Source organism: Novosphingobium sp. FW305-C-30-35 (assembly GCF_058783135.1).
Genome location: NZ_JBYSYJ010000001.1, coordinates 2302099 through 2327906, shown reverse-complemented (window position 1 = coordinate 2327906; position 25808 = coordinate 2302099). Strand labels below are relative to the sequence as shown.

The window sequence follows — 25808 nt, the reverse complement described above, 5'->3', positions numbered from 1 at the left end:
AGTTAACGCTCAGTTCCGAGTGACCGCTTCGGGCATCGGTGCCTTTACGGGGATGACCGCTCCATCGGGATAGGGCATTATCAACGTCCCGTCCGGCGCCGCAGTGTATGTCGTCTGCGTGGGATAGGGTATGTTGATACCCTCGGCGGCAAATCGCTCCACGATGGCCACCAGCAAGCGATCCCGCAAAGGATGCGCTACGCTCCAGTCAGCACCCGGCACGTCGAGGATCAAGGTGAAATCAAGCGAGCTGGCCCCGAACGCCTCGAAGCCCGACCGCGCAACCTTCGCACCTTCAGCCTCGCCCAGCGCCTTCAGCATCGCGGGAAGCCGCGCCAGCACCTCGGGCGGGGTCTCGTAGGCGACACCGATGGTGAAGCTCAAACGGATGTGGTTCCGGATCGTGAGGTTGTTGATCTCCTTGTCGAGCAGATTCTTGTTCGACACCACCAACAGTTCGCCGCTCACCAGCCTTACACGAGTCGTGCGCATGCCGATGACCTCGACAGTGCCGATATTGCCGCCCCAGCTGATCACTTCTCCCACTTTGAAAGGACGGTCAAAGAGGATCGAAATGCCGGCAAAAAGGTCGGAGAAGATGCCCTGGGCCGCCAGGCCGATGGCAATGCCACCGATGCCAAGGCCCGCAACCAGCCCTGCGACATTCACGCCAAGGTTACCCAGGATCAGGACAAAGGCGATTGCGAAGACCAGAAATGTCACCAGCGCCCGCAGGATGTTGAGCGCCGAGGTCAAGGCACCGTTCGCATGCTGGGCCTCTCCAGCGCGATGCTCGATCAGACCGATGGTCAGCTCGCGTACCCAAAGCGCCCCCTGGAACGTAAGTCCGATGGTGAAAAGAAAGCTGATCGTCTTGTCCAGCCAGACCGGCGGTTGCGCGTAACTCGCCACTGCCTCGGCAGCCACCAGCACGATGAACCAGAACCGGGTGCGGCCTGCCATGCGACCGATGATGGTTTGCCAGCCAACCAGTGCTTCACCTTCGGGGCAGAACTTACGCCCGAGATTCCTGATCGCCAGCAGCACGATAGTCACGACCACGGCAATGCCGATGGCAATGGAAATGCGCAGCCAGTTTTCGGTGATCCAGCCGCTAGTCTCGGCAAACAGGACTTGTGGACTGGCGGGCAGAGTAAGCGGCAAAGCCTGAGACATGGACATCATGCCCTAATCAAAGGCTGGTCCCGCTATCCGTTCCCGTCTTTCTTTCAGCGCCCCTGCATGTCCCGCGCTTCGGCCGGTATATGCACGACCAGCCCATCTAGTTCCTCGGTAAGTTCGATCTGGCAGGACAGGCGGCTCGTCCGCGTTACCCCGGCAGCCAGATCCAGCATGTCCTCTTCGTCATCCACCGCGGGTGGTAGCTTGGCGAACCAGTCGGCATCGATGACCACATGGCAGGTGGAGCAGGCCATCTGGCCCTCGCAGGTGCCCTCAAGCGGCATGCCCTTGGCTTGCCCCAGTTCCAGAAGTCGCGTCCCCGCTTCGCCTTCTGCGGCGATCTTTTCACCCTTTGCGGTGACGAAGGTGACGCTGACCATGGTTACAAGACTCCCTGCGCGCGCGCCGCGGCGTTGATCGCCTCGGCAGCCTTTTCCAGTTCATCATCCCCCGTATAGCGTCCGAAACCGATGCGGATCGCGGTTCTGCTATCCCTGTCCGAAAGTCCGAGCGCGCGCAAGACATGGCTTGGCCTGCCCGACCCGCTGGCACAGGCCGATCCCGCTGAAATTGCGATCGTGCGGCATTCCGACAACAGTCTCGCCACGTCCAGCCCCGGCAATCGCAGGTTGAGATTGCCATGCCAGCGCTCGGTGGCGCTCCCGTTCAGAATCCATCCCTCGAACAGAGACAAAGCCTTCGCCCACAGCTTTTCAACATGAAGCCGGTCGGTTTCCGACAGACTTGTGCACAGGGCCGCCGCAGCGCCAAATCCCGCGCAGAGCGCTGGCGAGAGCGTGCCCGAACGCAAGCCGCCCTCCTGCCCCCCGCCATGGATCAGGGGCGCAAGCTCCACCCCGTCACGCACCCACAGCGCGCCGATGCCTTTGGGGCCATAGAGCTTGTGCGAGGACACCGCGATCAGGTCAGTCCCTTGCGGAGCGGCGATCTTGCCGCCCCCCTGCACCGCATCGCACAGGAACAGCGCCCCCATGTCGCGTGCCCGTCGGGCCAGCGCTTCGATCGGCTGGATCGTGCCGATCTCGTTGTTGACCTGCATCACCGCAACAAGGCCCGTGTCCTCGGGGATCGCCACCTCAGGATCGACCAGACCCATGCCATCGACTGGCAGCACCGCCACAGCGGGGTCCAGAACCCGCGCCGTATCCAGCACCGCCGCGTGTTCAATGGCGCTCACCGCAAGCCGCTGGCGTCCGCATCCAGCCAGAGCCAGGTTGATCGCCTCGGTCGCGCCCGAGGTTAAGACCACGCGCCCGCCGGGCGGGAGCAGCGCCGCCACCTGCTCGCGCGCAACCTCGACCGCGGCTGCGGCGGCACGCCCTGCACGGTGAGGACTATGCGGATTGGCGAATCCCATGCCTTCTGGCCCCGCCAGCCACGGCATCATCGCCGCGCGCGCTTCGGGGGCCAGCGGCGTGGTCGCCTGATAATCGAGGTAGATCACCCCCGGATCTCCTTCCACACCTCGACGAACCGGGCAATCTCGGCCTCGGTCGTCTCGCGTCCGATGGACACGCGGATGACCTCGCCCGGATGGGCATAGCCCATCGCCGTCAGCACGTGGCTCGCCTTCAACGAGCCGGACGAACATGCGCTCCCGGCAGAAACGGCGATCCCTGCGCCATCGAACCGGATCAATTGCGCCGCGCTGGATTTGCCAGGCATGCGATAGGCGGCAATCGTCGGGCTGCGCGGGGAATCTTTCGCGACAATTTCCGCCCCGATTTCAAGCAGTTGATTCTCAAGCGATTCCCGCAAACCTGAAGCGCGCTTGAACCATTGATTCCCGGCCTCCAGCGCTGCCGCCATGCCCAGCACCAGCGGCATCGGCTCGGTCCCTGCACGATAGCCGCGCTCCTGGCCGCCGCCGGGGTGCAGCAGGCCGTAACTGCGCACCAGCAACGCGCCGATGCCCACCGGTCCGCCAAACTTGTGCGCCGAAACCGCGATCATGTCGGCCTCGGGCAGCGGAAGCTTGCCTGCGCCCTGCGCCGCGTCGACCAGCATCAGCGCATTGCTGGACTTTGCCAACGCGGCCAGCGACGCGAGATCCTGCATCACTCCAGTTTCGCTGTTGACCTGCTGGACTGCCAGAAGCGCCGGTCCTTCCTCCTTTAGCGCCTGCTCAAGGGCGGAAATGCGGACCAGGCCATTCGCATCGACGGCCAGGCGAACAGCGTCTGGCGTCAGACGCAACACCGCCTCATGCTCTACCGCGCTCGCGATGTTCCTGTTATGTTTCCCCAGGGAAACTTTTTTCGTGGCAATCTCCAGCGCCTCGCTTGCTCCGCTGGTGAAGATCACCTCGCCGTCCCAGGCAAGCGCCTTCTTCACCCGCGCCCGCGCATCCTCCAGCGCCGCCCTTGCCGCGCGTCCCGCTGCATGGGGGCTAGAAGGGTTGGCCCAGATGCGCCAGCCCTCCTCCATCGCCGCCAGTGCCTCAGGCAGCAGCGGGGTTGTGGCGGCGTGATCGAGATAGATCGGATTTAGCGGCAAGATTCGCCCCGGAATGCGTGGAAAGATTGCTTTCGAAGGCTCGGTTTCTATATAGCCATCAGCTTAATTCCCAGCCCCGGCATTCCGTGCCTCATGGGGCCAGATCACAGGATTACCGGACAGGCAATGCCCGCAGTCATTTTCCCCGGCCCCGAAGGCCGCCTCGAAGGCCGTTTCCAGCCCGCCAGCCGCCCCCGAGCACCGGTGGCGATGATCCTCCACCCGCACCCGCAGGCGGGCGGCACGATGAACGATCGCATCACGCAGGCGCTCTACAAGACCTTCGTGGCCCGCGGCTTTGCCACGCTGCGCTTCAACTTCCGTGGCGTCGGCCGCAGCCAAGGCAGTTTTGACAACGGCATCGGTGAACTCAGCGACGCCGCAGCCGCGCTCGATTGGGTCCAGTCGATCCACCCCGAAGCCAGCACCACCTGGATCGCAGGCTATTCGTTCGGCGCGCTGATCGGCATGCAGTTGCTGATGCGCCGGCCGGAGATCCGCGGCTTCATCTCGGTGGCGCCGCCCGCCAACATGTACGATTTCAGCTTCCTTGCCCCATGCCCCGCCTCGGGCATCATCGTGCAGGGCACGGCGGATACGGTCGTTACGCCCAACGCGGTGCAGAAGCTGGTCGACAAGCTGCGCACGCAGAAGCACATCACCATCCATCACGACGAAATCCCGCGTGCCAATCACTTCTTCGAGAACGAGATGGATGACATGATGCGCGCGGTCGACAACTACCTCGACATGCGCCTCTCGCCGGATTGCCCGATCCGCTGATGCATTGGAGCCGGCTGGTAGGAATGCCGCCCAGCCGGCCCCCTGATCGGCCAGTACCCTGTCAATTCACCTGGCGTTCGAAGCCGGCCCAGTAGGGCTCACGCAAGGTGCGACACAGGATCTTGCCTGAAGGATTGCGCGGCAGCGCCTCGATCACATCGACCGACTTGGGCACCTTGAACCCGGCCAGGCGCTCCCGCGTCCAGTCGATGATCGATTGCGGATCGATCACGTGGCCAGGCTTTGGCACGCACACCGCCTTCACGGCTTCACCCCATGTCGCATCGGGCACGCCGATCACCGCCACTTCCAGCACATCGGGATGGCCATAGATCGCACTTTCGACCTGCGCCGGATAGACATTCTCGCCGCCCGAAATGATCATGTCCTTGATCCGGTCGTGCATGTAGACGTAGCCGTCCTCGTCAAGGTAGCCGGCGTCGCCGGTGGCAATCCAGCCGTCGGGGGTCATCGTCTTCGCGGTGGCCTCTGGCAGGTTCCAGTACCCCAGCATGTTGTTTGACGATCGCGTCTGGATCTCGCCAATCTCGTTCGGCCCCAACGCCTCGCCGTTTTCGCCGACCACCCGGACTTCGACACCCGGCAGCGGCTTACCGGCAGACCGCATGCGCTGATTTCCCTCGACGCAGTGGTCCTCGGGCGGGAGCATGCAGATCGTGCCGGTCGTCTCGGTCATGCCATAGGCCTGGATGAACTCGGCCTTGAACATGGCGATGCATTCGCGCAGCAAGACCAGCGGGATCGGTGATGCGCCATAGATGATGTACTTCACGCGGGCAAAGTCCACGCTGGCGCAGTCGGGGTGATTGAGCAACATCTGCAGTGCAGCGGGCACGATGAAGAAGCGCGTCACGCCCTTTTGCTCCACCGCATCGAACACCGCACGCGGCTCGAACTCGGCAAGGATGATGCCCGGCAGCCCTGCCCCCATGGCCATGACGCCAAGGCCGGTGCCGCCGATATGGGCGCACGGCATGGCAACCAGGATCGCTTCGTCGTCCGTCATCTGGGTATAGGGCTGATCCTGCCCGAGCGATTGCTTGCGCAAGCCGAACAGGTTGCGATTGGAAAGCACCGCCCCCTTGGGGTTGCCGGTCGTGCCAGAGGTATAGAGCTGCAGCACCGCATCATCTGGCCCGGCGGCCTCATGGGCGATTGGCTGCTGCGCATCGATCCAGCGCCACGCCTCGTCCTGCGTCAGCGCCATGCGCACGGCAGGGAGCGCGGAAAATGTCGCAGCCAGTCCTTCGAACCCGGCCCCGAGGAACACGGCTTTCGCCTGAGCATCGCTGGCAATCCACGTCGCCTCTGCCGGGGCAAGACGCCAGCCGATCGGAACCATGACCGCGCCGAGGCGGGCAGCAGCGAAGAACAACGTGAAATAGAGCGTGCTGTTCTTGCCGAACCAGGCAATCCGGTCTCCCTTGCCGATGCCAAGGTCGACAAGGCCCGCGACCACCTGTGCCGTCGTGGAATCAAGGCTGCCATAGGTCAGCGTCCGATCGGGTCCGTCGAGCGCGAGGCCTTGAGGTCGATCGGCTGCCCAGAACCGAATGAATTCGTCGAAGGTGAACAGGTCGGCAGTGCGCTCTGCTGTCGTCGGCTTCACGGCGGCGTCGGCCATGTGTTGCTCTCCCAAGCAATTTTGCGCAGTTAATCACGCAATTAAGGCAAGGTGCAAGCCCACCAATCGTGACAGAGTGTATCGCCTTGCTTCTGGCCGCCTCAGGCTTCCGCCATGGCTTTCTTGTACACGCTGTTCAAAGGCCGTTCGAAGAGGCGCATGACCATCGGCTCGAAGAACTCGAGCGGCAAGGTGTCATAGCTCGGGTCGAACGCCGGGCAATCGTACTTCTCGATGAACTCGGCCGTCGCCGCAGCATAAGGGTGATCGGCGAACTTGTCGCGCATGTTGCGATCGAGGCCGATGAAGTGGAAGAAGTTGTAGCCCTGGAAAATGCCGTGGTGCTGGACGATCCACAGCAGCTCTTCCGAAACGAACGGCTTGAGGATCGCAGCGGCAACGTCCGGGTGGTTGAAGGCACCAAGCGTGTCGCCAATGTCGTGCAGCACGGCCATCACCACATAAGCCTCGTCCCGCCCGTCGCGGTGGGCACGGGTCGCGGTCTGCAGGCAATGGGTCAGCCGATCGACCGCAAAGCCCCCGCAATCGCCCTCCAGCAGGCGCAAGTGATCGAGCACGCGCGCGCCGCCGCTCTGCGCAAAGGGCCGCATGTGGGTCATGATCGCGTCCCAGTCTTCCTGGGTGCCTTCGGTCATGGTGTGGAACTTGGCGGTAGGCAGGTCGTCCATGGCGATCATCCTCTCACGGCGCGCCTTGGCGGCGCATCTCGTTTCGGATGAGATTATCGCGTTTATGCTGCTTGGGAAGAGGCCTCAGGCGCAAATATCTGCCCTGGCAGGGAAAGCGCCAGCACAAGGCAACCGACCAACAGCACGAGGATGACGGCAAGCGCTGCGTAGATGCCGCTGCTGCCCATCGCCAGTTCCGGTCCGCCCAGCGCGAAATAGGCGCTGCCGACCAGCGCGATGCCGAACGCGCTGCCCATCTGCAGCACGGTCTTGAGAATGCCGCTTGCGGCACCGGCGTGGCGGCGGTCGACCCGAGCCAGCGCCACCGGCGAGACCGGGCCCGAAAGGCAACCCATCCCCACACCCGCCAGCAGAAGCGCCGGGAGCAACAGCGGCAGACCGGGGCCACCCCACGCGATCCAGGAAAGGGTGGCTGTATCAGCCACAACCAGAGCCAGCGCCGCAGAAACCAGCACCCACTTGCCCATCTTCGCGAGGTAGCGCCGCCCGAGGAAACCCATGCCGAGCATGACGCCAGCACTGAACGGGATGTGGACGAGGCCCGTCTGCAGGGGCGAATAGCCGAGCCGCGATTGCAACGCATGGGCGAACACGAACAGGAAGCCGGTATTCGCGGCCGAGAAGATCAGGCCGATCAGCGCGCCTGTCCGGAACAGGCCGTTGTGCAGCAGTTCCGGATCGAAGATCACCGGTCTGCCAGCCCTGGCGCGGCGGTTGAGCCCGGCCCACGCCGCCCACATCAGCAGCGGCGATGCCGCCAGCAGCGCGAGGCTTGCCGCATCCAGCCCGGCATGCTCGCCCCGCACCAGCGGGAACAGCATGGCCGCCAGCGCCGCTCCGAACGCGAGCGTGCCGATAACGTCGATCTTGGCGCCCTTGTGCGCGATCTCGCGGGGCAGATAGCGCCACCCGGCCGTGAACGCTGCGATGCCGATGGGCAGGTTAATCAGGAAAACCGTGCGCCAGCCGAGACCTGCGATGTCTGCCGAGATCAGCAGCCCGCCGATAATCGGCCCGGCGATCCCGGCAAGCCCGCCGATCACGCCGAACCACGCCAGCCGCCCGATGCGCTCGACCGGATCGTAGAGGATCTGGATCACCGCCATGACCTGCGGCGCCATGATCGCGCCCGCCGCGCCCTGCAGGACACGCGCAGCAATCAGGAAATGCGGATCGGCCGCCGCGCCACACAGCAGCGAGGCCAGCGTGAAGCCTGCAACGCCGGTCAGGAACATCGCCCGCCCGCCGAACAGGTCACCCAGCCGCCCGCCGAGGATCAGCAGCAAGCCGAACGCCAGCGAATAGCCCGCCGCGATCCACTGCGCCGCGCTGCCGCCAAGGTCCTGCCCGCGAGCAGCGAAGTCAGTCTGCATGGCCGGGAGCGCGGTGTTGATGATCGTGACGTCGACGATCTCGAGCACCAGCGCGGTGATCAGCGTGAAGAATGCGAGGCTCTTCTGCCTCTCGGTCATGCCGGCGATAGTCTGGGCCATCTCCTCAGATCACGCCTTCGCGGAGCATCTTCACCGCCGCATCGCAGGCCCGCGCTGTCAGCGCCATGTAGGTCAGCGATGGGTTCTGGCAGGCCGAAGATGCCATCTGCGCGCCGTCGGTCACGAACAGGTTCGGGATGTCGTGCGCCTGGCTCCATTTGTTGAGCACCGAGGTCTTCGGATCGAGGCCCATGCGCGCCCCGCCCATTTCGTGGATCGCCGTGCCGCCCGGCCCCGGCTTGTCGAGGCCCATGATCACGGTGCCGCCCGCCGCGGTCATCATTTCGGCGGCATCGGCCTTGGCCTGCGCCAATGCGGCCTGCTCTTCCTTGCCGAAGGCGAAATCGACGTGAAGCTGCGGAATGCCGAAGCGGTCGGTCCTGGTCCGGTCCAGGGTAAGGCGGTTGCTGTCGCGCGGCACGCAGTCGGCAAAAGCGACCAGCACCATGCGCCACATGCCGGGCTGGTGCAGCTTGTCCTTCAGTTCCGCCCCGATTCCGGCCTCGCGCTTGCCCGCACCCCAGTTGCTCTGCAGCGCGCCGCCCTGGAACGAGAAGCCGCGGGTATGGCCCTCGCCATCCATCGCATCCATGTTGCGATAGCGCGCGATGATCGCCCCGGTCGGCCGGTTGCCGAACGTGGTGCGATCGTTGAACTGCGGGAAAAGCGCGATCGTCGAAAGCGTGTTGGCGTGATCCATGATCTGGGTGCCGAGCACGCCGCTGGAATTGCCAAGGCCAGTCGGCATCGCCTCGCTGCGCGAATTGAGCAGGAGGTGGACCGAGTTGAAGGCGCCTGCATTGAGGAACACCAGTCGCGCCGTGGCAGCCCCCCGCGTCCCGTCCTTCGTGTTGACATAGCGCACGCCAGTCACGCGCTTGGTCTTCGGATCGTAGTCCACGCCTTCAACGATGGCATCGGTCACCACGGTCAGGTTGCCGGTGGCCTTCGCTGCCGGAAGCGTGCTCGACTGCGTCGAGAAGTAGGCCCCGAACGAGCAACCGCGCGTACAGATCGAGCGGTTCTGACATTCCGAGCGGCCCTCTTCGGGCTTGGCGACGGTCATGTTCGCGGTGCGACCGATAGTCAGGCAGCGGCCGAACTTGTCAGCCACGACCTTGCGCACGTGCTCCTCGACCACGTTGAGCTTCATGCCCGGCTGGAACTTGCCATCGGGCAACTGAGGCAGGCCTTCCGGGCTGCCCGAAACGCCGATGAATTCCTCGACCTTGTCATACCATGGCGCCAGATCGGCATAGCGGATCGGCCAGTCGGTGCCGTGGCCATCGCGCTTGTTGGCGCCGAAATCGTAATCGGACCAGCGATACGACTGCCGCCCCCAGGTGAGCGAGCGACCGCCCAACTGATAGGAGCGGAACCACGTGAAATCGGTATCCGAACCGGTCGAGTACGGGTTTTCCTTGTCGTTGACGAAGTGCCCCTGGGTGAACTCGTTGAAGTGCCGGTTCTTCATCTGGACCTGGTATTCGCGGGCATAGAGCGCCGCATCGCCGAGGCCACGGAACGGCATTTCCCAAGGGGCCTTGTTCTCGGTCTCGTACTCGCCGTGGACGATTTCGCGCCCACGCTCGATCATCAGGACCTTGAGGCCGGCCTGCGTCAGTTCCTTGGCCGCCCAGCCGCCGGTGATACCGGAGCCGACCACGATCGCGTCGAATTGCATGTCAGTCAGTCCTTATCCGAAGTCGACCGCGGTCCAGTCGTTGGAAATCGCCCTGAAATCGGGCGTCAGCGGCAGGTCGGGATCGAAACGGCCAGGGACCGGCTCGTAGCGCAGCTCCTGCGCGCCACCGACTTCGCTGGTGTAATACCCCGTCAGGATCAGGCCCTTGATGGCCTTCCACGGGCTCTCGCTCTCGCGGCTAGCGAAGGCTTCGGCATCCACCGCCTTCACTGCGGCAAGGCGTTGCGCTGCCGGCGCCTTCAGGAAACTGCCGCCAGTCCGTCCGTCGAGCTCCTTCTCGAGCCAGGCAACGTGCCGTATCGAGCCGTCGTTGCGCGCAAACCGGGCATAAGCGGTAGGGTCCTTGAGCGGCGAACGCGAGCCATCAAGCCCGTGGGCGAGCGCAAGGATCGCAAAATCGCCTGCGCCAACGTCACCCGCACCGGGGGTTGCGGAACGCGGGATCACCAACTGGCTGACCTCCTTCATCATGAGGCGCTGCCCATCGCTCGGCGCTTCCTCCGATTCGAGTCGGGTCAGGCTCACGGCGGCGGCGGGCACGCCAAGCGCCAGGGCGATCAGCGCAGAGGCGCTGACGAATTCGCGGCGATTCCAGCCGCGCTGCGGATCATTCTGCATCAACCGAAGACTCTCCCGGCGCACGGATGACCGCGCGCATTCAATATAGAATGAATACTCTAATTTGGATCGATGACGCAAGACTCTTCCTGCATCCGATCCAGCTTATTGATCAGTGATTAATCTAGCGCTTTTCGCAGATCTCGCAAAGGGCGTGAATGATCGCGCGGACGATCTCGTCCTTCAGGCTGTAGAAGCGCACCTGCGCTGCCACGCGACTGTCGACCACGCCTTCGTCGCGCAGGCGCGCAAGGTGCTGCGATACCGCCGACTGCGACAGGCCGGTCAGCTCGACCAGCTCGGTTACCGAAACCTCGCCCTCGTCCATGCGGCAAAGCATGAGCAGGCGCTCGGGGTGGCTCATCGTGCGCATCCGCCCGGCCATCGCGGCGGCATTCTGCTTCAGGTCGGCAAGGCTGGCGGGCTTCATAAGCTCAGCAGATAACGTCGATTGCGCCACGCACAAGACTGCAAGGCCAGTTAAATTACACTTGCCGTATATTAGGTAAAAGTTATATACAGGAGCAAAGGAGTCTTCCGATGTCGGACCATGCCATTGCTACCGCCGCCGCCCAGATCAGCGCCACTCGTGCCTCGGCCGTAGTGCCCGTCGTGACCACCTTCTTCGACGAGGCAACCTTCACGGCGACCCATGTCGTCCACGATCCCGCCACCTTGCGCGCGGCTGTGATCGACCCGGTGCTCGATTTCGACCAGGCCTCGGGCCGCACCAGCCATGCTTCTTCCGACCGCGTCATTGCCCATGTCGAAGCGCACGGCCTCACGGTCGACTGGCTGCTCGAAACCCATGCACACGCCGATCACCTGTCTGCCGCCCCCTATCTCAAGCAAAGGCTCGGCGGGCAGATCGTCATCGGCTCAGCGATCCGCACCGTGCAGGACGTTTTCGGCAAGGTCTTCAACGAAGGCCCGGCTTTCGCCCGTGACGGCAGCCAGTTCGACCTGCTCATGGACGACGGCCACGCCTTCCGCGTAGGCGAGATTGAAGCCGTGGCGCTGCACGTTCCCGGCCACACCCCCGCGTGTCTCGCCTACGTCATCGGCGATGCCGTGTTCGTCGGCGATACGCTGTTCATGCCTGACTACGGCACTGCCCGCGCCGATTTCCCCGGCGGCGACGCGCGCACGCTCTACCGCTCGATCCGCCGCCTCATGGCCTTGCCCGACGAGACGCGCGTGTTCCTGTGCCACGATTACAAGGCCACGGGCCGCGACCAGTTCGTCTGGGAGACGACCATCGGCGCCGAACGCATTGCCAACGTCCACGTCCACGAAGGCGTCAGCGAGGACGAGTTCGTCGCGATGCGGGAAGCGCGCGATGCCACGCTCGGCATGCCCAAGCTCATTCTGCCCTCGATCCAGGTCAACATGCGCGCAGGCCATCTGCCCGAACCAGACAGCAACGGCGTGCGCTACCTGCGCCTGCCGGTAGACCTGTTGTAAGGGGCCGGCGGTGATCTTCGATCTGCAACATCTCCTGGCGAGCCTGTCGGGGGTAATCGTCGGTTTCGTCCTCGGCCTTGTCGGCGGTGGTGGGTCGATCCTTGCCGTGCCGCTCATGGTCTATGTCGTCGGCGTCGCCAGCCCGCACCTTGCCATCGGCACGAGCGCACTGGCCGTGGCGGCAAACGCGCTGTCGGGCCTCGCCAGCCACGCCCGGGCGCGCAACGTCAACTGGCGCTGCGGGGGCATGTTCGCCGCAGCGGGCGTGCTCGGCGCGCTCGGCGGATCGGCGATCGGCAAGGCCTTCGACGGCCAGAGCCTGCTTGCCCTCTTTGCCTTGCTCATGCTGGTCGTCGCCTTCCTGATGTGGCGAGGCCGCGGCAGCGAAGGGATCGAGGGCGTCGTCTGCAACCGCGACAACCTGCCGCGCGTGCTCGCCTTCGGCGCCGGCACCGGCCTGCTCTCGGGCTTCTTCGGGATCGGCGGTGGCTTCCTGATCGTTCCGGCCCTTGTCGCCAGCACCTCGATGCCCATCGGCCGCGCCATCGGCACCTCGCTTGTCGCAGTCAGCGCCTTCGGCCTTGCCACCGCGCTGAACTACGCCGCGTCGGGAATGCTCGACTGGCCCCTGGCGATTGCGTTCATTGCCGGCGGCATTGCCGGATCGCTCATCGGCACCAGGGCTTCGACCCGGCTTGCCGCAAGCAAGGGCACACTCAACACCCTCTTTGCCGGACTCATCGTCGTCGTGGCGCTCTACATGCTTGCGCGCAGCGGCGCTGCACTGTTCGGCTAGGCCTCTGATCCGGGGGCGGCCGTCTCGACCAGTTCGGCAATTTCGAAGGCAAAGCTCTTCCAGCCCCGCATCTTCGCCGCCTCCTGGGCCGGAGCCCGCTTCTTGCGGGCCTCGGCGAGCGACCGGGTGTGGCCCCAGAACACCTCGGTCTTGCCGTTCTCCAGTTCGGCGACGATCCGCCAGTAGTGCGTGAAACTGTCGGTCGTCGGCCCGATGGTCTTCACGTATCCATCGGGCATCGTCGCAGTCAGGTATCGGCGCTTGCGCTTGCTCATCGCCGCCCTCTGTGCCGCGCTGCAGTCCATGGAGCAATCCACCAAAGCGAACTGGCGGGACGTTTCCGCTTGCGCGCAGGGCCTGGAGAAACTAGGGGCCGTCACCAGTCGGGGAGTAGCGCAGCCTGGTAGCGCATCTGGTTTGGGACCAGAGGGTCGTAGGTTCGAATCCTATCTCCCCGACCATTTGAAGAAAATCTTTATTTTTCAACGATTTATAGACCAGATCGCACCCCAAAATATACAGCAAAAAGCACGCTGAAATATACAGTGCCCGCATTCCTCCCGCGCCGCTCGTGCGAAGCCACACACGTTTCGAGACGTAGAACCACACAAACGAACTGGCTTAGATGAGTCGCCAGCCGATTCACCCGCCGCTGTGTGAGTGGGGACCGGCTGGAGGATATCGATATGGAAAACTCATGGCAGCCAGTAACGAACCGTCCCGCTCTTGAGGTGATCGCAGAGCTTCTGCTGTGGGCTGGCTGGGATCGATTGGCCGACGAGATATATTTGGCAATTGAGGCTGATATCGAAGATAGTTAAGGAACTGAGGCACTGCGCCGACACATTCTTCCGCGCAGTGCCGACGCTTTTTACCGATTTCCACAGCGCCTCGGATTGGAGGTCAAATCAGGAAGATCTGAACACCGACCTGACGGCGGCTATGCGATGTTGCAAGCCAAGAGCTGCCTTTCAGCACACGACGCCATTGCAGACAGTGTTTGCAAGGCGCATCGTGCGTGAAAATCCGGAGTATACGCTGTGAGCAACGATGCACGAAATTCCATATACTTATGGATTGGAGGCCTAGCCTTCTTTGGGGTTTTTTGGGCGGGATTGCATTACGACCTGTTTGCAGGTGTTTCCGATACCTGGCTTTTTCCCATTCTCGGCATCCTATTGATAATCAACGTGGCGGAAGCCGCTTGGAAGATCTGGAAACGTCGAACGTCAGGCGACAATAATCCGTCGCAGAACTAACGGCCGGTCCCCACCCCTTCCCGGCCATGAGCAGGCACCCACCGCGATCTTGAAACCTGCCGGGCAGCTCCAACGGATTTTTCGCCAGAAGCGGAATTTCTCAGAGCGACGCCAAAGGCGACGTTCGTCTCTCGTGCACTATCGCTTGGGTGCAACCACAGTTTGGTCTGGATCGTAAGGCTCAGAAGGCTGGCCGCCAAAAAGCACGTCGCCGCGCATCCACCATTTCCCCGCGCCTTCAGCGCACATGCCGTAGCTGCAATTGAGGTTGTTCGACACCATGTGGCGCAGTCGCTCGACTGTCGCACAATCCACGTTCGGGCCGAACCTAATGTGCGTAACCGGTAGTGGGTTCAGGCTGCTGATATGCTTCAGAAGGTCATTGAACGACGATTGGGGTGTGGAGCGGCGTGCAAAATTGACCCCCATAGCGGGGTGATCGGCGTCTAAAATTGACCCCTTCATTCCTGGGTGTGAGGCACCGCCGTTTGGGATTTCCAAGCGGTGGGGGATGGGGATGTTGATTGTGGAGACGACGGCGAAGATCCGACGAGAAGCGAGGCAGGGTAAACCGATCAAGGCGATCGCGCGGGATATGCATTTGTCGCGCAATACGGTGCGCAAGGCGATCCGGGCACCCGAGGCGCAGTTCAGTTATGAGCGGCGAGAGCAGCCACGTCCGCAGACCGGCCCGTTCCGGGAGCGCCTGGATGAGTTACTGGAACAGAACGAGGAACGGCCCCGCCGTGATCGGCTACGGTTGACCCGGCTTCACGATCTGCTGGAGCGGGAGGGCTTCACCGGTTCCTATGATGCGGTCCGGCGGTATGCGGCGCGCTGGAAGCGGGAACGCCGGGTGGATGCCGGGGACATGAGTAAGGTGTTCATCCCGCTGCTGTTCCGCCCCGGCGAGGCCTACCAGTTCGACTGGAGCCACGAGGACGTCGAGATTGCAGGCAAGCCGATGCGGGTGAAGGTGGCCCATATGCGGCTGTGCTGGTCGCGCGCACCGTTCGTACGGGCCTATCCGCGCGAGACGCAGGAGATGGTGTTCGATGCCCATGTGCGCGGCTTTGCCTTCTTCGGCGGTGTGCCCACCCGGGGCATCTACGACAACATGAAGACCGCGGTGACGACCGTGTTCACCGGCAAGGAGCGCATGTTCAACCGACGGTTCCTGATCATGACCGACCACTACGGCGTGGAGCCTGTGGCCTGCAGTCCGGCGGCGGGGTGGGAGAAGGGCCAGGTCGAGAACCAGGTCCAGACTGGCAGGGAGCGACTGTTCAAGCCTCGCCTGCGCTTTGCCACTATCGAGGAGTTGAACGCCTGGCTGGAGGCCGAGTGCCGGCGCTGGGCCGAGCGCTATGCCCACCCGGACCTGGAAGACACGACCATCGCTGCGGCCCTGGAGAGGGAGCGCGCCATGTTGCAGCCACTGCCCGTGCCGTTCGACGGGTTCTTCGAGAGCGAACATGTTGCCACCGCGACCTGCCTCGTCAGCTTCGATCGCAACCGCTACTCGGTCATGGCCAGTGCCGCTCGGCAGGTGGTGCAGGTACGCGCCTATGCCGACCGGATCGTGATCCGCCATGCCGGCAAGGTGGTCGCTGAGCATGCCCGCATGTTCGGACGCAACCAGACCGTGCTGGATCCCTGGCATTATCTGCCAGTGCTCGCGCGCAAGCCCGGCGCCTGGCGCAACGGCGCGCCGTTCCATGACTGGGAGCTGCCGCCTGCACTGGCACAGCTGCGTCGCAAGCTAGGCAGGAGCGACGATGCCGACCGGCGCTTTGTGCGGGTACTGGCTGCCGTGATCGACGATGGCCTTGCCGCGGTTGAGGGCGCGATACGCGAAGCCTTGGCGGCAGGCGCGGTCAACGACGAAGTGGTCCTCAATATCCTGTCGCGCCGACGCGAACCGCAGGTAGCGCAGCCCATCGACGTCGTGGTGGACCTCAAGCTCAAGCATCCGCCCATTGCCGACTGCGCGCGCTACGACACGGTGCGAGGCCTTGATGCAGCGGCATGAGATGATCAGCGCCCTGAAGGGGCTGGGCTTGAAGGGCATGGTCGCAGCCTTCGACGATGCGGTCACCCATGGCATCCGCCGCGACCGCTCCGTGATGGAGATGTTGGGCGACCTCCTGCATGCTGAAGTTGCACACCGCGAAGCAGCGTCGATCCGTTACCGCATGACCGCAGCCCGCCTGCCTGCGATCAAGGATCTGGATGGCTTCGTGTTCGACGATACACCGATCAATGAAGGGCTGGTTCGTTCTCTACACGCCGGATCGTTCCTGCCTGAACAGCGTAATATCGTGCTGGTCGGCGGCACCGGCACCGGCAAGACGCACCTGGCCCTTGCCATCGCTGCCGCCGTGGTCCGTGCCGGGGCACGAGGGCGGTTCTTTAACACCGTCGATCTGGTCAATCGGCTCGAGGAAGAGGCCCGTCAGGCCAAGGCAGGCAGCCTTGCAGCGCAACTAGCCCGGCTCGACCTCGTCGTGCTTGATGAGCTGGGATATCTGCCGTTCGCCCGATCAGGCGGCCAGATGCTGTTCCACCTGATCAGCAAGCTCTACGAAAAGACCTCGGTGATCATCACCACCAACCTGGCGTTCGGCGAATGGCCGAGCGTGTTCCACGATGCCAAAATGACGACGGCGCTGCTCGATCGCATTACCCACCATTGCGATATTATCGAGACGGGCAACGACAGCTGGCGGTTCAAACACCGCAGCTGAACCCCTTCCCCCGGACCCCCATCCCCGGCGGTTAACCCGGTGGGTCCACAGGTACCTCCCACGGACGCCGCCGCCAGCGCTCCTGACGGCGCGCGTCGTCGTCCGCGGGGCCCTCCTATGGACTACCGGGATAACCGCCAAAACAACAATCAGCTGGGGTCAATTTTGGACGCCGATAGGGGGTCAAATTTGCGCGCCGGTTGACAATCTGCACCGAGACCACGCGCCAGCTCGAGCCGGTGGGGATAATGATCTATTGCAATGACTTTGGCCGCCCCCATGGCGAGAGCGGACTGAACTGCAAACAGGCCAACGGGACCACATCCCCAGATGGCTACGGTATCGTCGGGTTCGATCTGTGCGTTCTCCGCTGCCATCCACCCCGTCGGCAGGATATCCGACAGGAACAGGACCTGCTCGTCATCCAGATGCTCGGGCACGACGATGGGGCCGACGTCGGAGAATGGCACCCGGACAAACTCCGCCTGGCCGCCCGAATAGCCCCCGGTCATGTGCGAATAGCCGAAGATCCCTGACGTCGCGTGGCCATAGGCCTTTTCCGCCAGGTCCTGCTTTTCGGCCGGGTTGGAATTGTCGCAGGCGGAAAACTCCTCACGATTGCAATGGAAGCAGCGGCCGCAGCTGATGGTAAAGGGCACCACCACGCGCTGTCCTCTGACAAGCGTGCTGAGCGGCCCGGTTTCAACCACTTCGCCCATGAACTCGTGGCCAAGAATGTCTCCGGGCATCACCCCGGGGATCACGCCATCATACAGATGGAGATCGGAACCACAAATCGCCGTCGAGGTGACGCGGATGATTGCGTCGCGCGGGTTGATGATCTCGGGATCGTCGACGGTGTCGACACGGACGTCCTGCGTGCCGTGAAAGGTCAATGCGCGCATCATGCGTTCTCCGCTGGAGTGGAAGCCTGGTCCTGTTCCTCGCGCGCCTGTCTTGCAGCGCGGGTCTGCTCCTTGCGCCTTGCCGATGTCGCTATTTCCCCTGCCTCCATCAGCATCTTGAACCGGCGCAGATCGCGGCGTGCCTGGATTTCAGGTTCCCGCCCCTGCAGCTTGGCAAACAGTCGCCCCAGTTCACCGGCTGGCGGCTTGTAGGCGATGCGCACGCTGACCCGGGTCCCCCGCTCGCCCGGTGCATCCTCGAACGTCACGCGCCCCTCGGTATCGATGTCCGACCCGGCAACCGAACGCCACGCAATCAGCTCGCCCGGTTCCTCGCGCGCAATCACCGTTTCGATTGCGACGGTCCGTCCCGCGGGCGCGCGGATCGTCCAGACATTGTGCCCGTCCCCGCCGACCGGCCGCACGTCCTCGACGTTCTCCATGAACCGGGCGAGATTTGCAAAGTCGCGCCAGAACGCAAACAACTCCTCGCGCGGACGGGCAATGGTCACGCTGCGGCCGCTTACCGCATAGCTCCCGAATGAGCGTCGCGCGGCATAGCCCGGAGCAGAGTCCCCACTCACGTCACGGGGCCGACGCCTTGCTCCGAGCACCAGCCCGATGCCTGCAGCGATCGCCGTCGTCATGGCCACAGCCGCCAATGCCTGTCGGCCCGAGGGTGGTTCGTGCCTGCTCATCCTTGTTCTCCTTGCTTTTCAGCGCATGGGTGCTGCTCGGTGCTGTGATCCATCTGCGTGGATGCGAGCAGGCTTCTGCCGCACAGGTGAACGCAGTTCTGTTCAGCCAGCCGGTGCAGCACGCGGTTCACGTGGACAGGCGTCAGCCCCACGATGTCGGCAATCTCGCGCTGGGTCAGCGGGATCACGACCTTGTCGTCATCACTGCCCAGCCTGGCGCGCAGATCGGCGAGAAGCTCCACGATCCGTTCGGTCGCGTTCTTGCGGCCAAGGCGGGTAATCCATTGCGCCTGCCGCTCCATGGCTTGGACCATGGCGTGAAGGACATTCCTGACCCCGCCCTCGCCAGGGTGATCGATCTGGCCAAGCGGAATCGGCCTCGCGGTCAGGCGGGTCAGGGCCATCACTGGCAGACGGGCCTGGCCGGACAGGAGCCAGTGCGGTTCGCAGTACTCCCCGGGCAGATAAAGCGCCGTGATCTGGCGGCGGCCGTCGCGGAGCAACTCGTAGCGGCACGCCCAGCCATCCTTGATGCAGTATATGCAGTCAGAGCGGTCCCCTGCGCGGGCGAGATGTTCGTACCGCCTGAATTGTCTCCAGGGGACTTCCGATATTCGCTTGTGCATGGGCTGGCGTCCGATCGTGCTGCACCCGCTCACTGCGTCATGAACGACTGATGCAGGACTAACCCATTAATGTAGAAAGGTTTTCCGCGTTTGAGGCGTGCCGTGGACAGAGCGCGCCGATCTGTTCGCCGCAGGTGTGGCCCGCACGGCGGACATTGCTTCAACCAGGTTAGCGCAGAGGATCGAACACGCTGCGTGCGGCCTTTTCCCGATGCGATCCGGCGCTTGCAGCCGGGCACAGAGAGAGGAGGCAATCCCATGGCATCACAGGCTGGCGCCAAGCCAAACGACGAGGCCGCCGAGAATACGGCGAACGCCAAACCGGGCAGTTCCGCTGTCGGGGACGAGAACAAGTCACAGAGCTCATCCGGCAGCGGCGGCGCAAACGGGGCCAAGGCGCAGCAGGCTCGCAAGACCGCTGGCAAGCAAGGTGCAGCAAAGACGGGCGCAGCAAGAACGACTGACCCGGATCGGAGCGCGATTGCGAGCCTGAAGGCCGATCATCGCAAGGCCGAACAGCTTTTCGCCCGCTTCGAGAAGGCTGGCGAGGAGGAAAAGCAGACGCTCATCGAGGAGGTCTGCAAAGCGCTGACCCTGCACACGATGCTGGAAGAGGAAATCTTCTACCCGGCGTGTCGGGACAGCATCCCGGAAGACGACCCGCTGAACGAGGCGCAGGTCGAACATGACAGCGCGAAGGTGCTCATCGCCGATCTCATGAACCTGCGCGATGACGATCCCTTCCGGGATGCCAAGGTCAAGGTGCTGGCCGAACAGGTCAAGCACCATGTCGGGGAGGAAGAAAGCGGCAAGGACGGCATCTTTGCCAAAGCCCAGGCGCATGGGGTGGACACCCCGGAACTGGCTCAACGGCTGAAGCAGCGCCGTGCCGAGCTTGAACAGCGCGATCGTCTCCCCGGCGGAGAGCCGGTGGCGATCCACATTCGATCCACGAACAACCAACGAGAGGAATACGAAATGGCCAGTTATCAACAGCGCGGGCAGGAACGCGACGATCAGGGTCGATTTGCCAGAGGCGGTGCAGGAGGCCGCAACGGTTCGGACGATGATCGCGGATCCCGCCGCGACGGCGGCTCCGGTCGCGAACGCGATGAGGATGGGCGCTTCACCAGCTCTCGCAATGGCGGCGGATCGAGTCGGGGCCGCAACGACGACGACCGCGACTACGGGCGCAGTAACGGGCGTAGCGGGGGCGGCCGCGGTGATGATGATGGACGCGGCTGGTACGGAGATTCGCGTGGCCATTCCGAAGCAGCCCGTCGCGGGTGGGAGGACCGTGGCTCGTCGCGTCCGTCGCGCGATGACGACGACGACGACAACCGTGGCTATTCGTCACGCGGGAGCAGCCGCGACGACGACGACGATCGCGGCGGGCGCCGCCAAGGTGGAAATGGCCGCGGAAATGGCGGCGGCAACGACGGGCGCGGCTGGTATGGCGATTCCCGCGGGCACTCCGAGGCCGCACGCCGGGGTTGGGACAACCCTGATCATGGCGACAGCGGCTGGTACGGGGACTCGCGCGGCCATTCCGAAGCGGCGCGTCGCGGCTGGGACAACCCCGATCATGGCCGCAGCGGCTGGTTCGGTGATCCCGAAGGACACTCCGAAGCTTCGCGCCGAGGCTGGGAAGACCGCGGATCAACGCGCTCGTCGCGCGGTCGCGACGACGATGACCGTGGTTCTTCCCGCTCCTATCGCGGGCGAGACGATGACGACGACGATCGCGGTCGCGGTCGCGGTGGAAGCGGCGGCCACGGTGGCTGGTTCGGGGATTCCCGTGGGCATTCGGAAGCCGCCCGCAGGGGTTGGGACAACCGGAACTGAACTCTGAGCGGAAAGTGTCGGGGTCGGGCGTGAATGTCCGGCCCCTTCACTCTGCATCATGAGAGACACAACCCCGGAATCTGCAGGAAAAGGAGAACCATTCCATGCACCTACTTCCGAAAGGCGCAAGCCGCACCGCAGTCGTCGTGGCGCTCGCCGCCGCTCTTGGAGCGTGCAACGCACCCCGGGGCGATGAAGGCGCTGCAACCGGCCCGGCCACCGATGCTGCAGACGATAGCGCTGCGGCCACTGCAACTCCCGGAACCGGCGCTGTTGCCGGAGAGGCCCTGCCTCTCACCGGCCAAGCCTTTGTCGATGCGGCTTCCGGCAGCGACCAGTTCGAACTGGAAAGTGCCAGGATCGTCCAGTCAAAGGGAGTCACAGGCGATTTGCGAGATTTTGCGCAGATGATGATCCGCGATCACACTGCTTCTGCGAACGCGCTTCAGGCTGCGGCGAGCAAGGTCGAGGGCGTTCAGTTGCGCCAAGCCCCCATCCTCACCGATGCGCAGCAGGGCAAGCTCCAGCAGCTTCAGGCTGCCGATGGCAAATCCGCCCATGATCTTTACATCCGGCAGCAGGTGGAAGCGCACGAGAAAGCCTATGCCATGCTGACGACATATGCGAGCAGCGGGGACGCGAAGCCGTTGATGGACTTTGCCGCCAAGACTGCGCCCGTCGTCCAGAAGCACCTCGCCGAAGTCCGCAACATGCAGCCCTGAGGACAGCCAACGCACGCGCGCTTCAGCTATCGGTATGAACCGCGTCCGGCTTCCTGACCGGGCACTTTTCGGGTCCCGGTTCTGCGCCCGTCGCAATGAGTGGCGTGACGAACAGGCTCCGCCCTTGCTGAACGACAAGGCCTTTCTCGGCCAGGCGATGAAGGATTCGGTTGACGTGAACCGGGGTCAAACCCACGACATCGGCTATTTCGACCTGGCTTAACGAGATCAACGTCGGTTGATCGCTTGAGCCAAGTCGCTCGTAAAGATCGGCAAGCAGCTCAAGAATGCGTTCCGTCGCATTCTTCCGCCCGAGGCGGACGAGCCATTGGGTTTGCCTCTCCAGGTTGCGGACGATCCCCGCGAGTACCTGTTTGATCCCTTCCTGATCCTGCCGGTAAAGCAGATCGACCGAGATCGGTTCAGCCGCAAGGCGCGTCAGGGCCATGATGGGCGCTGTGGCATCCCTGGTGATCAGCCATTGTGGCTCACAATAGTCACCGGGAAGATAGAGGTCGGTTATCTGCCGCCGTCCATCTGCGAGAATGTCATAGCGACAGGCCCAGCCTTCCTTGATGCGATAGATCTCCGCGCGCCGATCGCCTGCTCTTGCAAGATGAGAGCCCCTGTCGAACAGGCGAGGTGCGGAAGGCTGCCTTGTCTGTGCCATGCCTTTCAGGTTCCACACGGCTTCGAAATCGGCGGCCGCTCGGCGTGGGAAGCGCCTTCGTCGGTCTTGAGCGCAGCGTTCATCATTTCTTGGTCTCTTTCCAGGCGAAGAGGAGCGAAGCATCAGCGGGAAGGCGCGCTTCGAGGCGGCCGTCTTGCAGTTCGAAGGGCAGGGCTCGGCCGTCGGATGTGGCCAGGCGCGGTTCGATGCCGTCAGTCGTGCTGCCATCTTCCATCACCAGCGCGAGCCGCGCTTCGGTCCCGGCCGGGCCATCGATGCGCATGCTGATGGTGGTTGCGTCGATCTTGTGAACGGCGCGGACAAAGACGTCGCACCAGATCAGGAAAGGAACGCCCTCGATCCGCCTGAAGCTGCGGGTGGTGTAGATCAGCGCCGCGCCGCTGCCATAGATCTCCTGGCCAACCTGTCCCGCAGGCTGGCTGTCTGGATAAAGGTCTTCCAAGGGAAAATTGAGGCGCCGCAGGATATAGCCGTTGCGGATGTCGTCCTTGGCGACACCCTCTTCCGGCAATGCATCGGGGTAGTAGAACCATGCCCGATCGAGCGCGTGGCGGCAGTATTCCGAAAGCAGCAGGCGCACGGACGGTATCAGGTCGGGCCCGCCATAATCGAGATAGCGTTCGAACGCCGAATAGCTGTCGAAGCACTCGTAGGCGGCCATGTAGGGCGCGTCCTGCAGGCACGTGACACCGAGAAGTCCACCGTGCTCGGCCCTGGCCAGCGATCGTGCGCCATCGTGCGCAATGACCTTTTCGGCCACGATCAATTCCGGCGTCAAAAGGGAGGTGCCGTCATCTCTTGCCATGCTGCTCGTCCCCTTGCTGGTTGTGCAGAGTGAACGTTGCAACGACTGCGATGTTTCCCTTTTGGGCAGGTCAAGTTACTGGAACGATTTCGAAAAACGACGAACGGAAGCTGGAGGCTGCGCAAAGCCATGCGATCCGGGTGGACAAAGGCCTCACACGATCGTTGGCACTGGCCGGGACGGCCGCAACCCTTCAGGCCCCGCGCAACGTGGCCGCGTTGTCCTTGATCATCTGACGGACCGATCGCGCCTTGCGCCCGGTCAATTGCTGGACATCATCGGTGCAGAGCTCAAGGAACCCCTCGCGGATGGCGCGGCCGAAAGACACCATGTCGTCGCTGTTCCACGGGATGCCGGCAATTTCCAGATCATCGACCGGGCGGCGCGGGATGCCCATGGCGTCGAACATCGCATACTGGCCTTCGTCATCCAGCGAGACGTATTCGACAGGCCGCCCGGTCACTTCGGCCATGATCGCCGCAACTTCGCCGAAGGTCTGCAATTCCGGCCCGGTAATGTTGTAGATTCGGCCCTCGTGGCCTTCACCGGTCAGGACCGCCACCGCGCTCTCGATGCAGTCGTCGCGCCAGACCATCGCCTCGCGGCCCTCTCCGGCGTTGGAAAACCACTTGCCGCTCTGCATCACGCCGGGGCCGGCCATCAGGATCATCGCATCGGCATAGTGGGCATCGCGCAGCATCGTCCAGCCGCAACGCGAGGCGCGGATCAGGCGTTCGGTCTCGATATGATCGTGCCGCACTTCAGCGGGGTTGGCGGGATCGTCGATGCCGATGAAGCTGGTGTAAACCACATGCCCAACGCCCGCCGCAGCGGCAGCGTCGATCGCCGCCTTGTGCTGCACCACGCGCGCCCCAACCCGCGTGCCCGAGATCAGCAGCATCCTGTCAGCGCCCTGCACCGCCTCGACCAGCGTTTCCGGCTTGTCGAAATCGCCGTAGCGCACGACGCAGCCTTGCGCGGCGCGGTCGCTGAGCTTCTCAGGCTTGCGGGTGATCAGGATGAGGTCGCTTGCACGCCCCAGCGCGATCAGCCGGTCGGTAACGCCGCGGCCATAATTGCCCGAAGCTCCGGTGATGACGATACGGCTCATGCCAGAGCGTCCAACTGCGCCTGCGGCACCCACCAGCCATGCACTTGCGGACGCAGCCGCGTCGGGATGTGGACCTTCGCCACCGGCCCTGCACCGATGTTCCCGGCATCGACCACCCAGGCTTCATGCACGAACTGGTTGTCACCGGTCTGCTGGTCCATGATGAACACCAGCCAACCATCCTTGGCCTGATCAGCAGCGGGCACATGCACCGGCTCGTTGAATCCGGCCATCGGCGGCAGGGCGAGTGCATTGGTCACCTGGGGGCTGCCTGTGTCCATCCCGTCCAGACGGAGCAGCAGGTTGAAGCTCACGCCCACCGGCCCTGCAAACAACGGCGGCCCCTGCAACTCGGGGTTCATCGAGAGCATCCAGCCGGTCTTGTAGGGACGTCCCTGCAACTTCGCCGGGATCACCGGGAAATCCCCGGGAGGGCCGATGATCGTCTCTGTAACCTCGCCGCCTTCGCTGCGCGGATCGACCGTCCAGCGGGTCAGCGCGCCCTGCATGTCCTGCGGACCCATCTGGATACCCGAAGGCTCACGGATGAAGGCGAAGGCGTTGGTATTGTTCAGGCAGGCGTCGAAGTGGAGCATGCCGCCCTCGTCCTCCCACGCGTTCATCATGTGGTACGAATGGCAACCCTTCGGCCCCTTGAACCACTTGATCTCGCGCACGTCGCCATAACGCGGCATCACGCCCAGCCAGGATTCCAGCTCCGGCTGATGGTGCCAGTGCTCCCCGCCCGCCTTCAACCGGTCAAGGTCCGCTGTCGTCGGGTAGATCGGGAAGAGCGCGTAGTTCTTGCTGATCGTGAAATCGTGCATCATCGCGCAATAGGGCGCATCGAACCACTGTTCCGACTTCAGCGTGCCATCGGGCGCAACGATGCAATAGGCGACCTTGGTCGAGGCCTGCCCGTCTGCCTCGTAACCATAGAAGAACAGCTCGCCCGTCTCGGCATCGATCCGCACGTGCGCGGTCATCGTTTCAGATTTGAGCGCGCCGCCGAAATCGTAGGAGCCAAGCGTTGCCAGCGTCCTGGGATCGACGCGATAGGGCCGCCCGTCCTCCTTGGCCATCAGCAGGCGTCCGGCGTGCCACACCGGAGTGGTGTTGGCCACGGTGCGGTCGACGCCTTGCACCGAAGGATCATCGGTAAAAGGATTGCGGTACTTGCCGAACAGCGCCTTGCCCGCCGCCTGCTCGGCCTTGTAGCGCGCGGTTTCCACGAACTTCATCAGGAAGTCCGCCGTGCCATCAGCGTTGAACGAAAGGCGGCTGACCATGCCATCGCCCGAAAGCGTGTGGTCATTGTCGAACATGGGCGGAAAAGCGGGATCAGGCACGGCGCGATAAAAGCTGCCACGCACTTCCGCTGGCAGGTCGCCCTCCACCTTCAGCCCGCGCAGGTCCACTTCCTGCCCCACCGGCTCGTTTGCGCCGGTAAAGTAGATCGTCTGCGGATACGCACCCATCACCACAC

At 63.6% G+C, this 25808-nt stretch carries 24 protein-coding genes, 1 tRNA gene and 1 pseudogene; 8 read left to right on the top strand and 18 right to left on the bottom strand.

Features of this window, described 5'->3' with window-relative positions; translation table 11 throughout:
* Positions 1 to 9: 9 nt before the first annotated feature.
* From AC3WLM_RS11510 to AC3WLM_RS11495, 4 genes are read right to left on the bottom strand one after another with little or no spacing between them, the layout of a single operon-like run.
* Positions 10 to 1176 (bottom strand): mechanosensitive ion channel family protein, encoded by a 1167-nt coding sequence (locus AC3WLM_RS11510; protein WP_492477422.1) that lies wholly within the window; start codon positions 1174 to 1176, stop codon positions 10 to 12.
* Positions 1177 to 1229: 53 nt separating this feature from the next.
* Positions 1230 to 1562 carry a 2Fe-2S iron-sulfur cluster-binding protein gene (locus tag AC3WLM_RS11505; protein ID WP_193827700.1) on the bottom strand — a complete coding sequence of 111 codons (333 nt, stop codon included), beginning with the start codon at positions 1560 to 1562 and terminating at the stop codon, positions 1230 to 1232.
* Between the two features lie 2 nt (positions 1563 to 1564).
* Positions 1565 to 2647: a cysteine desulfurase family protein gene (locus tag AC3WLM_RS11500; RefSeq protein WP_492477421.1), complete on the bottom strand. Its 1083-nt coding sequence runs from the start codon at positions 2645 to 2647 to the stop codon at positions 1565 to 1567.
* Positions 2644 to 3699 carry a cysteine desulfurase family protein gene (locus tag AC3WLM_RS11495; RefSeq protein ID WP_492477420.1) on the bottom strand — a complete coding sequence of 352 codons (1056 nt, stop codon included), beginning with the start codon at positions 3697 to 3699 and terminating at the stop codon, positions 2644 to 2646. Before AC3WLM_RS11495 ends, AC3WLM_RS11500 begins: the two co-directional genes overlap by 4 nt.
* Before the next feature lie 126 nt (positions 3700 to 3825).
* Here AC3WLM_RS11495 and AC3WLM_RS11490 point away from each other — a divergent pair, with 126 nt between their 5' ends.
* A complete protein-coding gene (locus tag AC3WLM_RS11490) occupies positions 3826 to 4482 on the top strand; it encodes an alpha/beta hydrolase (protein ID WP_039337923.1) in 657 nt (218 codons plus the stop codon).
* A 61-nt stretch (positions 4483 to 4543) separates the two neighbouring features.
* On the opposite strand, the gene AC3WLM_RS11485 is transcribed toward AC3WLM_RS11490, so the two are convergent.
* From AC3WLM_RS11485 to AC3WLM_RS11460, 6 genes are all read right to left on the bottom strand, one after another.
* Positions 4544 to 6127 carry a fatty acid--CoA ligase gene (locus AC3WLM_RS11485; RefSeq protein WP_492477419.1) on the bottom strand — a complete coding sequence of 528 codons (1584 nt, stop codon included), beginning with the start codon at positions 6125 to 6127 and terminating at the stop codon, positions 4544 to 4546.
* Positions 6128 to 6228: 101 nt separating this feature from the next.
* Positions 6229 to 6816, bottom strand: coding sequence for an HD domain-containing protein (locus AC3WLM_RS11480; RefSeq protein WP_492477418.1), 588 nt, complete (start codon positions 6814 to 6816; stop codon positions 6229 to 6231).
* 62 nt (positions 6817 to 6878) lie between these two features.
* Positions 6879 to 8330: an MFS transporter gene (locus AC3WLM_RS11475; RefSeq protein ID WP_492477417.1), complete on the bottom strand. Its 1452-nt coding sequence runs from the start codon at positions 8328 to 8330 to the stop codon at positions 6879 to 6881.
* Positions 8331 to 8334: 4 nt separating this feature from the next.
* On the bottom strand, positions 8335 to 10014 hold the full coding sequence (locus tag AC3WLM_RS11470; protein WP_062341924.1) for a GMC oxidoreductase: 1680 nt from the start codon (positions 10012 to 10014) through the stop codon (positions 8335 to 8337).
* Positions 10015 to 10026: 12 nt separating this feature from the next.
* Complete coding sequence (locus AC3WLM_RS11465; protein WP_193827694.1) at positions 10027 to 10653, bottom strand: gluconate 2-dehydrogenase subunit 3 family protein; 627 nt, start codon at positions 10651 to 10653, stop codon at positions 10027 to 10029.
* A 124-nt stretch (positions 10654 to 10777) separates the two neighbouring features.
* Positions 10778 to 11083, bottom strand: a complete 306-nt coding sequence (locus AC3WLM_RS11460) for an ArsR/SmtB family transcription factor (protein WP_062341928.1) — start codon at positions 11081 to 11083, stop codon at positions 10778 to 10780.
* Between the two features lie 110 nt (positions 11084 to 11193).
* On the opposite strand from AC3WLM_RS11460, the gene AC3WLM_RS11455 reads away from it, so the two are divergent.
* Positions 11194 to 12117: an MBL fold metallo-hydrolase gene (locus AC3WLM_RS11455; RefSeq protein WP_492477416.1), complete on the top strand. Its 924-nt coding sequence runs from the start codon at positions 11194 to 11196 to the stop codon at positions 12115 to 12117.
* Positions 12118 to 12127: 10 nt separating this feature from the next.
* On the top strand, positions 12128 to 12913 hold the full coding sequence (locus AC3WLM_RS11450; RefSeq protein WP_492477415.1) for a sulfite exporter TauE/SafE family protein: 786 nt from the start codon (positions 12128 to 12130) through the stop codon (positions 12911 to 12913).
* Here the strand turns inward: AC3WLM_RS11450 and AC3WLM_RS11445 are convergent.
* Complete coding sequence (locus AC3WLM_RS11445; protein WP_492477414.1) at positions 12910 to 13188, bottom strand: hypothetical protein; 279 nt, start codon at positions 13186 to 13188, stop codon at positions 12910 to 12912. The genes AC3WLM_RS11450 and AC3WLM_RS11445 overlap by 4 nt on opposite strands.
* Positions 13189 to 13297: 109 nt before the next feature.
* Between AC3WLM_RS11445 and AC3WLM_RS11440 the strand changes: the two genes are divergently transcribed.
* The 3 genes from AC3WLM_RS11440 (at position 13298) to istB (ending at position 16919) form a co-directional block, all read left to right on the top strand.
* Positions 13298 to 13374, top strand: a tRNA-Pro gene (locus AC3WLM_RS11440).
* A gap of 1315 nt (positions 13375 to 14689) precedes the next feature.
* The gene (gene istA / locus AC3WLM_RS11435; RefSeq protein WP_492478074.1) at positions 14690 to 16204 is read left to right on the top strand and encodes an IS21 family transposase; all 1515 of its coding nucleotides are present in this window, start codon (positions 14690 to 14692) and stop codon (positions 16202 to 16204) included.
* Entirely contained in the window at positions 16191 to 16919 is a 729-nt protein-coding gene (gene istB, locus AC3WLM_RS11430) for an IS21-like element helper ATPase IstB (RefSeq protein ID WP_492478075.1), read from the top strand. Before istA ends, istB begins: the two co-directional genes overlap by 14 nt.
* A 206-nt stretch (positions 16920 to 17125) precedes the next feature.
* On the opposite strand, the pseudogene AC3WLM_RS11425 reads toward istB, so the two are convergent.
* The 3 genes and pseudogenes from AC3WLM_RS11425 to AC3WLM_RS11415 all read right to left on the bottom strand — a co-directional run.
* Positions 17126 to 17824 (bottom strand): annotated as a pseudogene (locus AC3WLM_RS11425) (alcohol dehydrogenase catalytic domain-containing protein); the annotation flags it as partial.
* On the bottom strand, positions 17824 to 18522 hold the full coding sequence (locus AC3WLM_RS11420) for an SRPBCC family protein (RefSeq protein ID WP_052242721.1): 699 nt from the start codon (positions 18520 to 18522) through the stop codon (positions 17824 to 17826). The gene AC3WLM_RS11420 and the pseudogene AC3WLM_RS11425, both read right to left, overlap by 1 nt.
* Positions 18519 to 19148, bottom strand: coding sequence for a Crp/Fnr family transcriptional regulator (locus AC3WLM_RS11415; RefSeq protein ID WP_082734331.1), 630 nt, complete (start codon positions 19146 to 19148; stop codon positions 18519 to 18521). The genes AC3WLM_RS11420 and AC3WLM_RS11415 overlap by 4 nt, the downstream gene beginning before the upstream one ends.
* A gap of 258 nt (positions 19149 to 19406) precedes the next feature.
* On the opposite strand from AC3WLM_RS11415, the gene AC3WLM_RS11410 reads away from it, so the two are divergent.
* Both AC3WLM_RS11410 and AC3WLM_RS11405 read left to right on the top strand, forming a co-directional pair.
* Positions 19407 to 20993 (top strand): hemerythrin domain-containing protein, encoded by a 1587-nt coding sequence (locus tag AC3WLM_RS11410; protein ID WP_492477413.1) that lies wholly within the window; start codon positions 19407 to 19409, stop codon positions 20991 to 20993.
* A gap of 104 nt (positions 20994 to 21097) precedes the next feature.
* A complete protein-coding gene (locus AC3WLM_RS11405; protein ID WP_492477412.1) occupies positions 21098 to 21715 on the top strand; it encodes a DUF4142 domain-containing protein in 618 nt (205 codons plus the stop codon).
* Positions 21716 to 21737: 22 nt separating this feature from the next.
* On the opposite strand, the gene AC3WLM_RS11400 is transcribed toward AC3WLM_RS11405, so the two are convergent.
* From AC3WLM_RS11400 to nov2, 4 genes are all read right to left on the bottom strand, one after another.
* Positions 21738 to 22385, bottom strand: a complete 648-nt coding sequence (locus tag AC3WLM_RS11400) for a Crp/Fnr family transcriptional regulator (RefSeq protein ID WP_492477411.1) — start codon at positions 22383 to 22385, stop codon at positions 21738 to 21740.
* Positions 22386 to 22467: 82 nt separating this feature from the next.
* Positions 22468 to 23211, bottom strand: coding sequence for a hypothetical protein (locus AC3WLM_RS11395; RefSeq protein ID WP_492477410.1), 744 nt, complete (start codon positions 23209 to 23211; stop codon positions 22468 to 22470).
* A 193-nt stretch (positions 23212 to 23404) separates the two neighbouring features.
* Positions 23405 to 24322: an SDR family oxidoreductase gene (locus tag AC3WLM_RS11390; protein WP_492477409.1), complete on the bottom strand. Its 918-nt coding sequence runs from the start codon at positions 24320 to 24322 to the stop codon at positions 23405 to 23407.
* On the bottom strand, positions 24319 to 25800 hold the full coding sequence (nov2, locus tag AC3WLM_RS11385; RefSeq protein ID WP_492477408.1) for a lignostilbene-alpha,beta-dioxygenase NOV2: 1482 nt from the start codon (positions 25798 to 25800) through the stop codon (positions 24319 to 24321). The genes AC3WLM_RS11390 and nov2 overlap by 4 nt, the downstream gene beginning before the upstream one ends.
* Positions 25801 to 25808: the final 8 nt, after the last annotated feature.

Coding starts and splice junctions, on each gene's coding strand:
- AC3WLM_RS11510 (WP_492477422.1), bottom strand. CDS start 1,176: ATGTCTCAGGCTTTGCCGCTTACTCTGCCCGCCAGTCCACAAGTCCTG.
- AC3WLM_RS11505 (WP_193827700.1), bottom strand. CDS start 1,562: ATGGTCAGCGTCACCTTCGTCACCGCAAAGGGTGAAAAGATCGCCGCA.
- AC3WLM_RS11490 (WP_039337923.1), top strand. CDS start 3,826: ATGCCCGCAGTCATTTTCCCCGGCCCCGAAGGCCGCCTCGAAGGCCGT.
- AC3WLM_RS11485 (WP_492477419.1), bottom strand. CDS start 6,127: ATGGCCGACGCCGCCGTGAAGCCGACGACAGCAGAGCGCACTGCCGAC.
- AC3WLM_RS11480 (WP_492477418.1), bottom strand. CDS start 6,816: ATGGACGACCTGCCTACCGCCAAGTTCCACACCATGACCGAAGGCACC.
- AC3WLM_RS11475 (WP_492477417.1), bottom strand. CDS start 8,330: ATGGCCCAGACTATCGCCGGCATGACCGAGAGGCAGAAGAGCCTCGCA.
- AC3WLM_RS11470 (WP_062341924.1), bottom strand. CDS start 10,014: ATGCAATTCGACGCGATCGTGGTCGGCTCCGGTATCACCGGCGGCTGG.
- AC3WLM_RS11465 (WP_193827694.1), bottom strand. CDS start 10,653: ATGCAGAATGATCCGCAGCGCGGCTGGAATCGCCGCGAATTCGTCAGC.
- AC3WLM_RS11460 (WP_062341928.1), bottom strand. CDS start 11,083: ATGAAGCCCGCCAGCCTTGCCGACCTGAAGCAGAATGCCGCCGCGATG.
- AC3WLM_RS11455 (WP_492477416.1), top strand. CDS start 11,194: ATGTCGGACCATGCCATTGCTACCGCCGCCGCCCAGATCAGCGCCACT.
- AC3WLM_RS11445 (WP_492477414.1), bottom strand. CDS start 13,188: ATGAGCAAGCGCAAGCGCCGATACCTGACTGCGACGATGCCCGATGGA.
- istA (WP_492478074.1), top strand. CDS start 14,690: ATGTTGATTGTGGAGACGACGGCGAAGATCCGACGAGAAGCGAGGCAG.
- istB (WP_492478075.1), top strand. CDS start 16,191: ATGCAGCGGCATGAGATGATCAGCGCCCTGAAGGGGCTGGGCTTGAAG.
- AC3WLM_RS11420 (WP_052242721.1), bottom strand. CDS start 18,522: ATGAGCAGGCACGAACCACCCTCGGGCCGACAGGCATTGGCGGCTGTG.
- AC3WLM_RS11415 (WP_082734331.1), bottom strand. CDS start 19,148: ATGCACAAGCGAATATCGGAAGTCCCCTGGAGACAATTCAGGCGGTAC.
- AC3WLM_RS11410 (WP_492477413.1), top strand. CDS start 19,407: ATGGCATCACAGGCTGGCGCCAAGCCAAACGACGAGGCCGCCGAGAAT.
- AC3WLM_RS11405 (WP_492477412.1), top strand. CDS start 21,098: ATGCACCTACTTCCGAAAGGCGCAAGCCGCACCGCAGTCGTCGTGGCG.
- AC3WLM_RS11400 (WP_492477411.1), bottom strand. CDS start 22,385: ATGGCACAGACAAGGCAGCCTTCCGCACCTCGCCTGTTCGACAGGGGC.
- AC3WLM_RS11395 (WP_492477410.1), bottom strand. CDS start 23,211: ATGGCAAGAGATGACGGCACCTCCCTTTTGACGCCGGAATTGATCGTG.
- AC3WLM_RS11390 (WP_492477409.1), bottom strand. CDS start 24,322: ATGAGCCGTATCGTCATCACCGGAGCTTCGGGCAATTATGGCCGCGGC.
- nov2 (WP_492477408.1), bottom strand. CDS start 25,800: ATGGGTGCGTATCCGCAGACGATCTACTTTACCGGCGCAAACGAGCCG.